Origin of the sequence: Rhodanobacter sp. AS-Z3 (genome assembly GCF_029224025.1) — a bacterium.
GTDB lineage: Bacteria > Pseudomonadota > Gammaproteobacteria > Xanthomonadales > Rhodanobacteraceae > Rhodanobacter.
The window spans coordinates 2,986,862-3,001,821 of record NZ_CP119392.1 but is presented as its reverse complement, the minus strand read 5'-3'; the positions used below and the strand labels follow the sequence as shown (position 1 = coordinate 3,001,821).

Here is a 14,960-nt window from a genome sequence, read left to right as displayed (position 1 = left end):
CGTCGTTGGCGATCGGCTCAGTGGGCATGACGTGAATGCCGGTAGCCAAGCACGATCAGCGCGTTGCGAACGGTTTCGGTCAGCACGATGAAGAACAGTGCGGCGTTGACGATTTCCCAGCCGCCTTTGTTGAACGGCATCACCAGCCGACCACGATAAGCCCGGTCAGCAGGAGGAAATAGCCGATGCGTGAAGCATGGCGGTCGATGGCGTGGTCGCGTTCGTCTTCCAGCAGGTTCTCGCCAGCTTCTCGGTACTTCATCCACAGCCATGCGGCGAGATAAGCCACTGCATGCAGGCTGGCAACCATGGCGAGCAGGGCGAAGCGTTGCAGCATGGTGGTCATGACTTCGGGAAAGCCGAGTCGTATCGTGAAATAGACCAGATAGACGGGGCACATGCTGCACAGGGTAAGCCAGGCGCGTTTTTCCAGGGCGGACATGACGATTCTTCATGTTTGTTCAGGTGTTCATGATGTTATATATATTTGACATAGTGTCAATAAACTTGTTTACGGACGTGTCTGATCGCGGGCCGGCATGCTTGTCATGGCGGGTGCCGGCTTCGGCAGACCGCCAGGTGCTGGTGGAGTCCTGAAGATTCAGCGCACTCGCGTCGATCAATAGACGCCAACAGATGGGCATCCGTGGGCTGCGGACTGCGCTATTGGATAGCACCGCCGAAGCAACTGTTGTGTATGCGTGCCTGTCGGTGTTCGTAGGCGGCACGCATGCCGCCACCGGCAAGCGTTGGGGGATTCGGCCGGGCACGCATCCGCAAGATTCGTGGAAGTGTGCTACACCACGGATTTGTCGTGGGTCGAAGCGGGTTGCGGTAAGGTTGGCCCCACAGCGGGGCCAGGCACCTCGGTCAAGTCGATGTCGCCGGCCTGCTCCGATTGGGCAAGATCACCACGCAGTTGCTGTAAATCCGCATGCGGATTTACCCGGGTCAGACAGACGGCGCGATTGCGGCCCGCGGACTTGGCCTCGTAGAGCGCAAGGTCCGCTACCGCCAGGGCAGCTTCCCAGCCCTGATCGGCATACATCGGGAAGCTGACCGCGCCAAGCGATACCGTGACAGCGATTTCGCACTCGCCCAGCGATACAGGTGTCGATGCAATGACCTGTAGAACTTTATGCGCCACCGCCGGCAGGGTGCTGGCGGGTGTGTGTGGCAGTACCAGCACGAATTCTTCGCCACCCCAGCGGGCGACAGTATCTTCCTGACGCAGCAACTGGCGCAGACGTTGGGCCACGGTGACCAGTACAAGATCACCTGCAGAGTGACCGTGGGTGTCGTTGATCCGCTTGAAGAAATCCAGATCCAGCAAGAGCAGGCTGGTTTCCGGCTGCCGGGTTTCGCTGGGGTCAGTACGCCGTGTTCTCAGCGGTCGCGGCTGTTGCTGCAGCAGGTTCTGCACGTGACGCCGATTGGCTGCGCCGGTGAGCGGATCGGTTGTCGACTGTTCGGCCAGCGACGCGTTGGCTATGGCCAGGGATCGGTTGGCCAGCCGCGCCTGACGAATCGATCGCACAAGCAAGGCGGATCCTATCGCCAACATCAGGGCCAGCGCCGCCCACAAGCGATTACGCCAGGACTCAGCGGCCAGCTCTGCCTGCTTGAGGGCATTCTGGGCAGAAAGCTGGATGATTTTTTGGGCTTGGTGTTCGGCCGCGTACTTTTCCTGCAGATCCAGTACCGCGCTATCGCGCTGCTGCCGAGTAAGGTCGAGCTCGAGTGCATCGGCTTTGCGCAATTCGGTCAGCGCCTCGCGATAGCGGCTGGCGCGCTCCAGAACGCCCACCAATTCGCGGGTAATGCCGACGACGTATTCCTTTTGTCCATGCCGTTGGGAAATGGCGATCGCTTCGCGAATATTCGCCACGCCGTCAGCAACGCGGCCCAGCCTGGCTTGCGCGAGGCCAATATTGGTAAGCGGAGCTGCACGCTGTAACTCCATCTTGTGCAAGCTGGCCAAATCATCGGCGCGGTGCGCATAGTCCAGTACACGCTGCTCTTGTCCGGGTTCGGAAAGATAGAGGTCGGACAGGTTGTTCAGACTGAGTACCTGCAGACTGATCAGGCCAGGGTCGTCACGGGAAAGAGACAGGGAGCGCTCGATCGCGGTGCGTTGTTTGGCACGGTCACCGGTCAGTGCATAGACGTGACCGAGATCCAGGCTGATCTGTGCCATCGCTGGCCGGAAATTCATTGCCGTGGCAAGGTCATAAGCGTCTTCCCCCAGCCCGCTGGCGCGACGCAGGTCGCCTAAATCGGCATTCATCCAGATCAGGGCGCCCTGCAATCTGACCGCGGCCGCGGCATCGCCGCGCGCCTCAGCCAGCTCGAGCGCCCGCATGGTGTTCTCGATACCGGTATTCAGCTTGCGATCTTGAGCCTGGGTATTGCCAAGCAGGGTGTAAAAAATTTGCTGGTCGACGGCATTCCGATTCTTCGTCAACAAGACGCTGGCCTGATCAAGATAAGGCCGGGCGGCAGGGGCGGAAACGTCCACCAGTGCAAGGCGCGCCTGCGCCAGAAGTGCGTAGAAGTGGCAGGCGTCGCAAGCCTCCTGCCTGGCCATGCGTTGCAGCGCGGTCAGGCTCGCGCGGACCTGCTCGATCTGGTTACCTTCCATGGCCAGTTTGAGCAGCGCCTGTTCGTAGTGCAGCCTCGCATCCAGCGGAGACGTCGGGCCGGGAACATCGCTGGCATCGCGCAGCCGTGTCAGTGCGGCATGACTGTTTTGATAGCCATGCGCTTGCAGGTCGGTCACAACCTGAGTCACGGTTTCGGATGAACGTGCAGCTGTAGACTCAGCCACGAACAACAGGCCAAGGCATAGCCAAATCAAGGCCGCTTTCATTTTCATCAAAAGCGATCGGCCGCCTGATGGAAAACTTGAATTCTGCCATCCGGGTACAGCTATTCGGGGCAGCCCAGTCCGTTCCGGCGATGTGCCGGACAACGGATGCTCGCTCGGCAGTCGGCATGACGACCTTGGCCGAGAACGCACCCGACATGCGGTGGAGCACGAGGCGTCCCAGCCGGGTCGATGCGGGCGAAATCGGGAGTCTGCTTCAGCTGCTTCCGACGATTTCGATGGACTCATTGGCAGCGGCTGCCTTGTTTGCGGTGAGCAGTACCGTAGCCATCCACGGGCCACCCCACCACATGCGCCAACCCAGTGAGTGACGTTGCGAAGAAACGCCCAGCGCCGCAAGGCTCTGCTGGTACTGGCGGGTCTTGCCGATATCCGCGATCAGCAGCTTTCCACCCGGACGCAACACGCGCCATGCCTCTGCGATGGCACGATCACGGCCAGCCCGCGCGCTGATGTTGTGGATTGCCACATTGGAGACCACCAGGTCGAAGCTGGCATCGGCGAACGGCAGTTCACGCATGTCGCCGGTTTTCAGTTCAATGCGGTCGGCCACACCTTCCGCATTGGCATTGCTGGCGGTCACGTCGATAGCGTTGCCCGACTGATCCTTGCTGCTCCAGATATCGATGCCGGTGGCACGACCTTGCGGGAGGTGTTCGGCAGCCATCAACAGCACCGCGCCGCGACCGCAACCAAGGTCGAGCACGTGTTCGTCACCACGCCAGCGCTGGCTGGCGAGCAGCTGGTGCCAGGCGACAAATTTGCCGCGCAAGGTAGTGTGCAGATAGAACGCAAGGATCAAGGGCAGGATGGTCGCGCTGATCAGGAAGCTGTCGATATGTGCAAACACCACCAGAGCGAGGCAAGCCAGCAGCCCGATGCCCATGAAAAACGGAGCGTAAGGCGCATCAATGCCGTAGTGACCACGGCGAGCTGACTTGTTCATGCGAGTCCCTGAGGAGAGCCGGTCTGACAAGACATCTTCGCGCAGCCAGCAGCGCGAGGATAGTGCGCGGCCTGCACGCCGAATGCTTCGCTGTATTCGGAGCTGTTCACTGCGTGCGCGTCACGGAAGATCTAGAATGCCGCGTTGAGCCGTCGGCAAAGTGTTCTGGCTGGCGGCCCTTTTCAACAGAGTTGCCTCGATGGCCGGGAGTGTCATGCGTTTGAACATTTGTCTGCGTTGGCTGTGCATGGCGTCATGCGGGGCGTTTGCGCTGCCACTATGGGCCAGCCAGTCGCCGTCGGTCGGCCAGCAACGTGAGGACGTGTTGTTCTGGAGCCAGGCTGAACACACAGCGCGCTTCCCGCGCATGTACGAAATTTTCCCCGCCGATCGCGTGGCACATGGCACGCAGGTGCATGCCTTGCCACAGGGCACAGCGTTGCTGCCGCAGTGGAAGGATGGCGTGACCACGCTGGACGGCTATATGACCGCCCATCATCTGGCGGGCGTGATGGTGCTGCAGCACGGTCGCATTCGCCTGCAGCGTTATGCAGCGGGCTTTGATGCCGGCAAGCGCTGGACCTCGTTCTCGGTCGCCAAGTCGGTCACCTCGACCTTGCTCGGCATCGCGCTGCGTCGCGGCGATATCCATGGCATGGACGACACCCTGGATACATATGTTCCGCAATTTCGCGACACCGCGTACGCCAAGGTTACGGTGGAGCAGTTGTTGACGATGACCTCGGGCGTACGCTGGAACGAGGACTACGCGGACCCGCACTCCGACGTGGCGCAGATGTATCGCAGCGCGTGCGAGCACGGCCAGCCGCACGTGATCTCGTATCTGGCGAAATTGCCGCGCGAATATCCGGCCGGCACGCACTGGAACTACAACACTGCCGAGACTGACCTGCTCGGTATTCTGGTCCAGCGGGCCACGAAGAAATCGCTGGCAGAGTATTTGTCGCAGACTATCTGGCAGCCTTACGGCATGGCGTCCGACGCGTATTGGTTGAAGGACGACTGCGATGGCAGCGACACCGGTGGCAGCGGCTTGTCGGCCACACTGGCGGACTACGCGCGGATCGGCCAGTTCATGCTCGATGGCGGACGTATCGATGGTCAGCCGATGATCGCCGATGCGTGGATGCACGGTGCGATGCGCAAGCAGCAGGACGTGGCCAGTCCGGGGCACGGTTACGGTTACTTGTGGTGGACCGACAGCGATGGCAGCTACGCCGCGATCGGCATCTACGGCCAGATGGTTTATGTGGACCCGGCGCGCCAGCTGGTGATTGTGCAGGTCGGCGCATGGCCGCAGGCAACCTCGAAGGCACTGGTGGCTTCACGTCGGGCTTTCATTGAAGCGGTTCAGCGTGGCGCGGACACAACGCAGGTACCAAGCCCCTAACGATTCAGCGGCGTGTCGCCAGCACGCCGTCGAGTGCGAGTTGCGCCTTGAAGCCGGCTTTCTCCAGCCGTTTTTCCACTTCGCGCGGTACATCACGGCCGCTGGTCAGTTTGTTCGGACTGCCGGTGTAGTGGAACAGCCGCCCGCCACGGCGCAGTACGCGCGCCAATTCGTTGTAGAACACTTGCGAGTAGAGCTCGCCAGCGATGCCGAAGCGCGGTGGGTCATGCAGCAACGCGTCTATTGAGCCATCGGCCATTTGCGTGATCATCTGCGACACGTCGGCATGGGTCAGCTGTAGCCGACCATCGCTGGCCGTCGAATCCGGATCGGGTGACCACGGATTGATTGTGCGCAGCCACAATACGTTGGCATTTTTCTCGAACGAATGGATGCGTGCCACGCCCGCTTCCAGGCAGCACGCGGCGAAATAGCCCAGCCCGCCGCAGGTATCCAGCACTACCTTGCCGCGCGGTTCAATCAGCGCCACCTTGCGCCGCGCATCCTCGAACGGGGATTCCTTGGCGGTGGGCAGCATCTTGATGCCGTCGATCTCGAACGTGGGTGCACCCCAGTCGGTCGGCACCAGTTTGATCAGTGATCCGGAATAACGCGCCACCGGCGCAAAGTCGTCACCGTCCCAGTAGTGGATGGTGCGGTCCTTCAGTCGGCCCGGATAGGGATAACCGTTGCCATGCCATTGCCAGACATCGGGTTCCAGCGTGGCGGTGTGGTTCGAGATGCCAAGGTCGAGTGAGCCCGTCCAGACATCAACGTCGGCATCGCGTGCGGCCAGCAAGGCGTCGGCGAGCGGTCGCGTGAGCAAGGGGCCGGAGTAGTGCGACACGACGGGCAAGCTCCTGCTCTGGTAGGTACGACCGCGAGGCGGTGAAAGCGTGGCATCGTAACCGACTGGCGGTTGCCAGGTCATGTTGCGCGTCCGAGCAGTTGGTGCAGCGCGAGGTTTGGTTGGCTGGCCGTTCGATGGCCTGCACCTGCTGTAACAGCGCGATGCGCCGTGAGAGTCAGCTCTGCGCACATCGCCTGCCGACGAATCAGGGCTCACCGTGTGCCCCTTGACTGAGTGCCCTACGGTGTTTCAGCTCACGGCCTGAACGCCGTGAGCTGATTTTCACCCTCACGATGCTTCACTGAAGGCCCTTTTCCCGACGATCCCTCATGAAAGCGATAGCCAGTCTGGTCAAGCGCACCGTGATCTCGGCGTTCTCCGGCTTTGGCGACGACGAGTTGATGACACGCGCCGCCGCGCTCGCCTTCTATGCGTCAGTGTCGTTCGCACCCATCTTGATCCTGCTGGTGTGGATGCTTTCTCTTTTGCACAGCGACGGTCAGCAACAATTGGCAGCCATGCTTACCGGCATGATCGGGTCGAGTGCGGCTGACGCGATCCAGGCTGTGGTGAGCAGTGCGCGCGAACATCCGCGCGCGGGAAACATGGCCGGCCTGGTGGGTATCGGCGTCACCCTTGTCGGTGCGTCCTCGGTATTTGCCCAATTGCAGGGATCACTCAACCGCATCTGGGGGGTTGAAGCACAACCGGGTAATGCCATTGGCGCATGGCTGCGGGCACGAGCACGCGGGCTGGCGTTGCTCGGCGGGATCGGTTTCATGATGATCGTGACGTTTGTTGTCTCAGCCGTGTTGCAACTGGTGGTGCCGGGCGATACGTGGATGTGGGCCACCATCGAATACGTTTTCTCGGCAGCCGTATTCGTGCTTGCCTTTGGTGCGATGTATCGGGTGCTGCCGGATGCCCATATTCATTGGCGGGATGCGCTGCGCGGCGGCGCATTGACCGCACTGCTGTTTCTGGCCGGAAAATGGGTGATCGGTTTGTACATCTCGCACAGCGACGTGGGCGGGGCCTATGGTTCGGCCGGTGCGTTGGTGGTGTTGTTGACCTGGGTTTTCTATGCGTCGGTGATTGTGCTGATGGGCGCCGAACTCACGCACTCGTTGATGGTGGCGCGTGGCGAACGGGCACAGCCGGCCGAGCATGCGTCGAAGGATGTGTCCGGGTAGGACACTTCACCTGGCGTGTGTCCCATGCCTGCTTGAACGCAGACGCGTTTCCGATGAAATCATTGCGGCGGCATCCATCCAAAGGGCGTCAGTGCGCTCGGTTACGGTGCCTTGACCAGTTCGACGCGGCGGTTTTTTGCGCGTCCTTCCTCGCTGCGATTGTCGGCAACGGGGCGTTCCTGGCCGAAGCCGGTGGCGCTTAGTCGCCCGGCGGCGACGCCCGCCTGCACGATTGCAGCCATCACGCTTTTCGCACGGGCCTCGGACAGTGTCTTGTTGGAAGCGGCGTCGCCGACGTTATCGGTATGGCCTTCCACGCTGAGCTTCAGTGCCGGCGTGGCTTTCAGCATGAGGGCGATCTGCTGCATCGTGGCCAGATCATCCGGCTTCAACACCGACTTGCCGGTATCGAAGTTCACATGCAGGGTGATGAAGCCATTCTTGTCGAGTTCGTCGCGCAACTGGTTGGCGGTCACCGCCTGTGCCATCGCAGCCACTTCGGTGATCACCAGCAGATAGTCCTGGGTCGGCGCACCGTAGATGTCCGGTACTACCTTGACCCAGACGTCCTTGCCGCCGGTGTGCACCTTGAGCGTGGTCTCGCCGCCGTCGCCGTCGCTGGGCAAACGCTCGTACAGCACTTCGCCGCCGATCTGCCGGATTGCGTTCTGGTAGTTGCGGATGACCTGCAGCGCACTGGGCTGGGTTTCCGGGCTGCCGTGGAAATAGCGAAGGCTGGTGGTATCGCCTTCCACGGTCTGGGTCGTGGCGCTGTTACCGGCGCCAACCTTGAACTCGGTGGCGTTGTACGCCTTGCTGTATTCGCCAATATATGAGCCCGGGTAACGGGTCAGCAGGGGATGATCCTTGGAGCCGGCAATATCGTTGCCGGCCATTGCCAGCAAGGGCAGGGTAAGGCAGAGCGCGAACATGAAGACGCGGAAGATCCGATTCATGAGGGGCACCAGCAGTCGTAGGTTGCCGCATGATGCTCCCGATCAGGTCATGCGGGGAAGCTGCAAGGCCGCATGCCGACCAGCCGCCGTATTGCCCGTCGACTTGCCCGGAGCGCTGGGGCGATTTTCGGCATGGCAGCCCATGCGGTCAGCACGTCGTCTGGAACAGCAAATGTCGCCGGGGCGACCCGGCACGAAAGGAACTATCTCGCCTCCAGACGTATGCATGGAACCGGCGTGCAGCTGGCAGTGTGCTGGTGTTGGCGTTGCTCTTTGTGCTCTGGATGCATCACGCGGCGCTGCACTGAATGCGTGGCTGCGGCGGGAGCTTTTCTGTATGTTGGCTTCTTTCCCCGCTGCCAAGGCTGACCGCATGACTGCAACGCTGGAACACCCGGAGCACCTGCGACGCAGCCTTTCCAACCGACACCTGCAATTGATCGCCATTGGTGGCGCGATTGGCACCGGCTTGTTCATGGGCTCGGGCAAGACGATCAGTCTGGCCGGTCCGTCGATCCTGCTGGTCTACCTGATCATCGGCGTGATGCTGTTCTTCGTGATGCGGGCGATGGGCGAGTTGCTGTTGTCCAATCTCGAGTACAAGTCGTTCATTGATTTCTCCACCGACTTGCTCGGGCCATGGGCCGGTTTCTTCTGCGGCTGGACCTACTGGTTTTGCTGGATCATCACCGCGATCGCCGACGTGATCGCGATTGCTGCCTATGCCCAATTCTGGTTTCCCGGACTGGCACCGTGGATACCGGCGGTGCTCTGCGTGCTGCTGCTGGTCAGCCTGAACCTGGTCACGGTGAAGCTGTTCGGCGAAATGGAGTTCTGGTTTGCGCTGATCAAGATTGTCGCCATCTGCGCGCTGATCGCCACCGGCTTCGCGCTGGTCGCGTGGGGCTTCACTTCGCCGACCGGGCACAAGGCCGAGGTGGCCAACCTGTGGAATGACGGCGGCTTCTTCCCGAAAGGTTTGAGCGGCTTTTTCGCGGGCTTCCAGATCGCGGTGTTCGCCTTTGTGGGCATCGAGCTGGTCGGCACCACCGCGGCGGAAACCGCCGACCCGCAGCGCAACCTGCCCAAGGCAATCAACTCGATCCCGATCCGCATCATCATTTTCTACGTGCTGGCGTTGGTGGCGATCATGATGGTCACGCCGTGGCGCATGGTGGAGCCGGGCAAGAGCCCGTTTGTGGAACTGTTCGTGCTGGCCGGCATTCCGGCAGCGGCCAGCTTGATCAATTTCGTGGTGCTGACTTCGGCCACGTCCTCGGCCAATAGCGGCATCTTCTCCACCAGCCGTATGCTGTATGGCCTGGCCGAAGAGAAACACGCGCCGTCGGCGTTCGCACGCTTGTCCCGCGCTGCCGTGCCGTCGCTGGGCTTGCTGTTTTCCTGCTTCTGCCTGTTGTGTGGTGCGGCACTGATCTACCTGATTCCCGACCTGATCACCGCGTTCACCCTGATCACCACCTTGTCAGCGGTGCTGTTCATGTTTGTCTGGTCGCTGATCCTGTTCGCCTATATCGCCTACCGGCGCAAGCGCCCGCAGTTGCATGAAGCGTCGACCTACAAGATGCCCGGTGGCGTGTTCATGTGCTGGGTGTGTCTGGCGTTCTTCGTGTTCGTGCTGGTGCTGCTGAGCTTGCAGCCCGATACCTGTCAAGCACTGATGGCCAGCCCGGTGTGGTTCGTGCTGCTGGGGATTGGCTACCTGTGGAAGGGGCGCCGCGTGCGACAGGGTTGAGCGGATGAGTGCGATCTTCCGCCGAATGCTGGCGTCGGCAATCTTCCTGCTGGTCATCGTAGGAATGTCTCGGGCGCGTGCGGCGGATCTGCCGGCGCACGTCGCGTTCACCGTCCATTCGGCGGTGTTGCATGAAGCACGGCACATCAACATCTACACACCGCCTTCCTACGACATGGCTACGGCAGCACGCTACCCGGTGTTGTACGTGCTCGACGGTGGGCTGCAGGAAGACTTTCCACACGTTGCGCACGACGTGGATGCCGCAATTCGTGCCGGACACATGCGCCCGATGATCGTGGTTGGTATCGAGAACACCGAGCGCCGCCGTGACATGACCGGCGTTACCAGCGTGGCGAGTGATCGTGCCATCGCTCCCCATGTCGGTGGCTCGGAAAATTTCCGCCGTTTCATCAGCGACGAATTGATTCCCGACGTGGAGCACCGCTATCGCACCGACGGACACCGCGCGATTGTCGGCGAATCCCTGGCCGGCCTGTTCGTGGTGGAAACGATGCTGGTCGATCCGCAACGTTTCGACGCGGGGATCGCGCTCAGCCCCAGCCTGTGGTGGAACGACAGTTTCCTGGCCCGCAACGCCAAGCTCGATTTGCAGGCGCCGCGGCCGCGGCGTCAGCAGACCTTGTACGTGGCCAGCACCGGTGACGACGGACTGGACGAGGCGGGCGGCGGGCTACTGCAGGCCGCGTTGCGTACTGAAGCAAGCCCCGGCATACGCTGGTATTACGAGCATTGGCCGAAGCTCACGCACGAGAATATCTATCGGCGTGCCTCGCCCGCCATTTTCATGCAGCTGTTCCCCGCGCACTGAACAGCCGCTGCAACTCCGTTTCACCACGGTGACCGGTGGCCGGTATTTCTGCGGGCGCCTTTACGGGGCGTCCGATTGCCTGCCCGCAGTCTGGTCATGACTTGACCCCCGTCAAGGTGACGATCAGCGGGCGCGACCAAGATGGGTTCGATGACACTGAATCAGTGTGCATAAAGCGAGGAACCCCGATGGAATTCCATATTGCCCTGACCGACAGCGCGCCCGATCCGGCGCAAGTGCAGGATGCGATGTTCGACATCGACCCGATGGCGGTGGTCGATCTGGACATGAGTGGCCTGGTGATGCGGATCTCTTCCACCACCACCGCACCCGACCTGATCGAAGTGCTGCGACATGTGGGCTGGACGGTGGCACCCGCGCAGGTGGTGCAGCAACCGTCGATCTGCTGCGGTGGCTGCAGCGGTTGATCAGCGTTTTTGTCGTGCGACGTCGCTGACTGCGGTCTGCGCAGAAAGATAACCACGGCCCGCCACTTGCGGGCGATCCATCAATGGAGTGTGCTGCCATGTTCTTCGATATCGTGATCATCGGCGCGGGTCCGGCCGGACTGTGTTTCGCCCGTTCGCTTTCGGGCAGCGGCCTGCGCATCGCGCTGGTCGAGCGGCAGGAGGAGGCGGCCTTGATGGCGCCAGCCGATGATGGCCGTGAAATCGCGATCACCCATCATTCGCAGCGTTTGATGCGCGAACTGGGCTTGTGGGCGCGTTTGCGCGAGGACGAGATCGGCACCCTGCGCGATGCGATGGTGCTCGATGGTGATGATCGCGATGGCTTGATGTTTCGTCATGACGAAGCGGGCAAGTCACAACTGGGCTGGCTACTTTCCAACCATGCGATTCGCCGGGCTGCGTACGCCGAGGTGATGGAACTGCCGGCGGTGGAGCGAATCACTGGCGCGCAGGTGACAACGGTGCGCACCAGTAGCGACGGTGCCGAGGTTGAACTGGCCAATCGCGAAAGCTTGCACACGCAATTGGTGGTTGCGGCAGACAGTCGTTTCTCCGACACGCGACGGGCGATGGGTATTGCCGCCGGCATGCATGATTTCGGCAAGACCATGCTGGTGCTGCGCATGCAGCACGACGTGTCGCACGAACAGGTGGCGTGGGAATGGTTTGGTCACGGCCAGACGCTGGCCTTGCTGCCGTTGCACGACTCGCATACTTCTTCCGTGGTGCTGACGCTTTCGCCACAGGCGATGAAAACCTTGCTGGCACTGGACGATGCGGCGCTGGAAGCGGCGATGGCCGAGCGCTTTCAGCAACGACTGGGAGCCATGCGAGTCGTCGGTCCCCGTTGCACCTATCCGTTGGTCGGGGTGTATGCGAAGCGCTTCGTCGCCGAGCGCTTTGCGTTGATCGGCGATGCCGCGGTCGGCATGCATCCGGTCACCGCACATGGCTTCAATTTTGGGCTGCTCGGCCAGGACACGTTGGCGCATGAACTGTGCGCGGCGCTCACGGCAGGTCGGCCGTTCTGGAGTGCGTCCGTATTGCAGCGCTACGAACGCCGGCACCGTCGCGCAACGCGTCCGCTGTATCTGGCCACCCAGATGTTGGCGGGCCTGTACACCGACGACCGTCGTCCCGCGCGCCTCGTACGCAAGCTGGCGCTCGGCGCGGGCGCAAGGCTGGGGCCGTTCAAGCGCATGGTGATGTCGGGACTGACAGCGGATTCCACGACCATTCCCACGCTGTTGCGACGTCGGTCTGTCTGAACCCGCATCCTTCGAAAGGGCGTTTCAGACCGGATTGCTGGCCAGACTGCTGCCAATCCGCACTTCGCCCGTTAGCACCTTGTGAATCGGGCAGGCATTGGCGATTTGCAGCAGACGCTCGCGCTGCTCTTCGCTGAGGTCGCCCTGCAGCGTGATGATGCGGGTGATGTCGTTGCCGCTGGTCGGCGTGCCTTCCGGATTGAACTGCAGATCCACGCCAACCCGACGCAGCGGCCATTGCTTGCGCGCAGCGTACATCTGCAAGGTGATTGCGGTGCACGCACCCAGTGCGGAAAGCAACAGCCGATGCGGCGCCGGCCCGGCATTCGCGCCGCCATCTTCGAGCGGTTCGTCGGCGAGCCATGAATGGCCCTGGTCATCGGTGAAACTCACCGTGTAAGGCGTTTGTCCGGTGACAGCGTGGACGGAGGGAATGCTCATGCTCGGAAGCTCCTGCAGCGAAGGTGGCAACGGTCAACGAGGACGTCATGGTAACCCGATGACGCCAGTTCATCGGGTGCCCTATCAATCGTCAAAGCTGTCCGCGACCTGGCTCAGATCACATCCCACATGTAGCCGTTGTTGGCCAGCACGGCGCCAGCAAGTTGCTCGACCGCCGCATCCTCGTTGCGCTCCAGCCCGCGCACGTTGCGCGCCATGCGGCGGCGTGCCTGTCTGGCGAACATCTCGGCAATGCTGACCGCTTGTGCGGCGGCGGGGTGGGATTTCTTTTCCAGACTGTCGGCACGCGATAGCACGCACAAGCCGACAAACAGATCAATCGCGATATCGGCCAGACGCTTCTGCGCATGCTGCATGTCGGTGGCTTTCCTGCCGTGGCGACGTAATAGCTGATCGGATGATTTGGACAATTCGACGGTGTACTTCTCGTACATCCCGGCGACCTTGCGCAGTCGCGGCGACAGCGCGTAGGCAATCCGATCGATGCCGTAACCGGTGGCTTCGCGCATGCGTCGGCCGGTATAACTGCCGAGTACGCCGAAGCCCTTGATCGGATCGTTGAACATCTCGCCCACGGCGGATTTCAGTTCGCTCAGGCCGGCACCCACGTCTTTCAATCCGGAAAGTGCGATGTACAGGTGCAGGATCTCGTTGGTGCCTTCGAAGATCGACAGGATGCGGGTGTCGCGAGTGATCTGTTCGTACGGAAAGTCGCGCATGAAGCCGTTGCCGGCAGCGATCTGCAGCGCCTCGTAGGACGCACGCTGCACGGCCTCGCTGGCGAACACCTTGCTCATCGCCGCCTCGACCGAATAGTCGCTGCCACCGGCATCGATCAGATGCGCCACCATCCACACCGCACTTTCGGCAGCGAAGCAGTCCATCGTCATCTGCGCGATCTTTTCGCGCACCAGCCCGTACTCGGCAATCGGCTGACCGAACTGCTTGCGCTCCTTGGCCTGTGCGCAGGCGAGCCGGATCAGCGAGCGCATGCCGCCGACAGCGCCGCCACCCAGACCGGTACGGCCGCTGTTCAAGATGCTCATGGCGACCTTGAAGCCCTTGCCGACCGGACCGAGCAGGTTCTCGGGTGGCACCCGCACATCGGCAAACGCGACCGTGGTGGTGCTGGATGCGCGTATACCCATCTTGTCCTCATGCGGGCCATGACTGACGCCGGGCCACGTCGCCTCCACGATGAAAGCGCTGATCTTGCCTTCGGGCGTATCCGTCCGCGCAAACACGGTATAGAAATCGGCGATGCCACCGTTGGTGATCCAGATTTTTTCACCGGACAGCGTCCAGCTGCCGTCGTCGTTGCGCACGGCCTTTGTGCGGATGGACGCGGCATCGGAACCGGCGCCGGATTCGGTCAGGCAAAACGCCGCGATCATTTCGCCAGTGGCCAGCTTGGGCAGGTAGCGCCGTTTTTGCTCGTCGCTGCCGAACAACAGCAGGCCCTTCATGCCGATCGAGCTGTGCGCGCCGATGGTCAGCGAGACCGAACTGTCGTGACTGCTGGTCTGGCCGAGCACGCGCGCATAGGCGCCGTTGGACAGCTCCAGTCCACCGAACTCTTCGGGGATGATCAGGCCGAACAAACCCATGTCGCGCAGTGATTGGATGAATTCGGCCGGCTGCTCGGCATCGCGGTCGTACTGTTTCAGTTCGGCGGTCTTGTCACCAAGGAACTGGTCGATGGCGTCGGTCATCGCGCCCAGCATTTCCTGGTCGCGTGCACGGATTTCCGGGTAAGGGAACAGATTTTCTTCAAGAATGTTGCCGAGGAACAACTGTTTGGCGACGCTGTGCTCGCTGCGCAGTGCGGGGGTGACAGGCGATGGCGTGCTCACGGTACGTTCTCCAGGCAAGGGCTGAAGTTGCATTCTTGCACTTGCTGCGCAGTTGGCCATGCCGCCAATCGCCGCAGGC

At 61.7% G+C, this 14,960-nt stretch carries 14 protein-coding genes; 6 read left to right on the top strand and 8 right to left on the bottom strand.

Features of this window, described 5'->3' with window-relative positions; translation table 11 throughout:
* Positions 1-17 precede the first annotated feature (17 nt).
* The 4 genes from PY254_RS13405 to PY254_RS13390 form a co-directional block, all read right to left on the bottom strand.
* Positions 18-140: a hypothetical protein gene (locus tag PY254_RS13405; RefSeq protein WP_281012544.1), complete on the bottom strand. Its 123-nt coding sequence runs from the start codon at positions 138-140 to the stop codon at positions 18-20.
* On the bottom strand, positions 140-442 hold the full coding sequence (locus PY254_RS13400) for a hypothetical protein (RefSeq protein ID WP_281012543.1): 303 nt from the start codon (positions 440-442) through the stop codon (positions 140-142). The genes PY254_RS13405 and PY254_RS13400 overlap by 1 nt, the downstream gene beginning before the upstream one ends.
* A 354-nt stretch (positions 443-796) precedes the next feature.
* Positions 797-2,791 (bottom strand): tetratricopeptide repeat-containing diguanylate cyclase, encoded by a 1,995-nt coding sequence (locus PY254_RS13395; RefSeq protein ID WP_281012542.1) that lies wholly within the window; start codon positions 2,789-2,791, stop codon positions 797-799.
* 292 nt (positions 2,792-3,083) lie between these two features.
* Positions 3,084-3,833, bottom strand: coding sequence for a class I SAM-dependent methyltransferase (locus tag PY254_RS13390; RefSeq protein WP_281012541.1), 750 nt, complete (start codon positions 3,831-3,833; stop codon positions 3,084-3,086).
* Between the two features lie 214 nt (positions 3,834-4,047).
* Between PY254_RS13390 and PY254_RS13385 the strand changes: the two genes are divergently transcribed.
* Positions 4,048-5,244, top strand: a complete 1,197-nt coding sequence (locus PY254_RS13385; RefSeq protein WP_281012540.1) for a serine hydrolase domain-containing protein — start codon at positions 4,048-4,050, stop codon at positions 5,242-5,244.
* Positions 5,245-5,248: 4 nt separating this feature from the next.
* Here PY254_RS13385 and PY254_RS13380 read toward each other — a convergent pair whose 3' ends face one another.
* Positions 5,249-6,091 carry a class I SAM-dependent methyltransferase gene (locus PY254_RS13380; protein ID WP_281012539.1) on the bottom strand — a complete coding sequence of 281 codons (843 nt, stop codon included), beginning with the start codon at positions 6,089-6,091 and terminating at the stop codon, positions 5,249-5,251.
* Between the two features lie 332 nt (positions 6,092-6,423).
* Here PY254_RS13380 and PY254_RS13375 point away from each other — a divergent pair, with 332 nt between their 5' ends.
* The gene (locus PY254_RS13375) at positions 6,424-7,287 is read left to right on the top strand and encodes a YihY/virulence factor BrkB family protein (RefSeq protein ID WP_281012538.1); all 864 of its coding nucleotides are present in this window, start codon (positions 6,424-6,426) and stop codon (positions 7,285-7,287) included.
* Positions 7,288-7,388: 101 nt separating this feature from the next.
* Here PY254_RS13375 and PY254_RS13370 read toward each other — a convergent pair whose 3' ends face one another.
* Complete coding sequence (locus PY254_RS13370) at positions 7,389-8,243, bottom strand: OmpA family protein (protein ID WP_281012537.1); 855 nt, start codon at positions 8,241-8,243, stop codon at positions 7,389-7,391.
* Positions 8,244-8,616: 373 nt separating this feature from the next.
* Between PY254_RS13370 and cycA the strand changes: the two genes are divergently transcribed.
* From cycA to ubiM, 4 genes are all read left to right on the top strand, one after another.
* Positions 8,617-9,996 carry a D-serine/D-alanine/glycine transporter gene (gene cycA / locus PY254_RS13365; RefSeq protein ID WP_281012536.1) on the top strand — a complete coding sequence of 460 codons (1,380 nt, stop codon included), beginning with the start codon at positions 8,617-8,619 and terminating at the stop codon, positions 9,994-9,996.
* A gap of 4 nt (positions 9,997-10,000) precedes the next feature.
* Entirely contained in the window at positions 10,001-10,828 is an 828-nt protein-coding gene (locus PY254_RS13360; protein WP_281012535.1) for an alpha/beta hydrolase, read from the top strand.
* Between the two features lie 188 nt (positions 10,829-11,016).
* Positions 11,017-11,256 (top strand): hypothetical protein, encoded by a 240-nt coding sequence (locus PY254_RS13355; protein WP_281012534.1) that lies wholly within the window; start codon positions 11,017-11,019, stop codon positions 11,254-11,256.
* A 98-nt stretch (positions 11,257-11,354) separates the two neighbouring features.
* Positions 11,355-12,566, top strand: coding sequence for a 5-demethoxyubiquinol-8 5-hydroxylase UbiM (ubiM, locus tag PY254_RS13350; protein WP_281012533.1), 1,212 nt, complete (start codon positions 11,355-11,357; stop codon positions 12,564-12,566).
* 24 nt (positions 12,567-12,590) lie between these two features.
* On the opposite strand, the gene PY254_RS13345 is transcribed toward ubiM, so the two are convergent.
* Complete coding sequence (locus tag PY254_RS13345; RefSeq protein WP_281012532.1) at positions 12,591-13,007, bottom strand: OsmC family protein; 417 nt, start codon at positions 13,005-13,007, stop codon at positions 12,591-12,593.
* Positions 13,008-13,120: 113 nt separating this feature from the next.
* The gene (locus PY254_RS13340) at positions 13,121-14,881 is read right to left on the bottom strand and encodes an acyl-CoA dehydrogenase family protein (RefSeq protein WP_281012531.1); all 1,761 of its coding nucleotides are present in this window, start codon (positions 14,879-14,881) and stop codon (positions 13,121-13,123) included.
* Positions 14,882-14,960 lie beyond the last annotated feature (79 nt).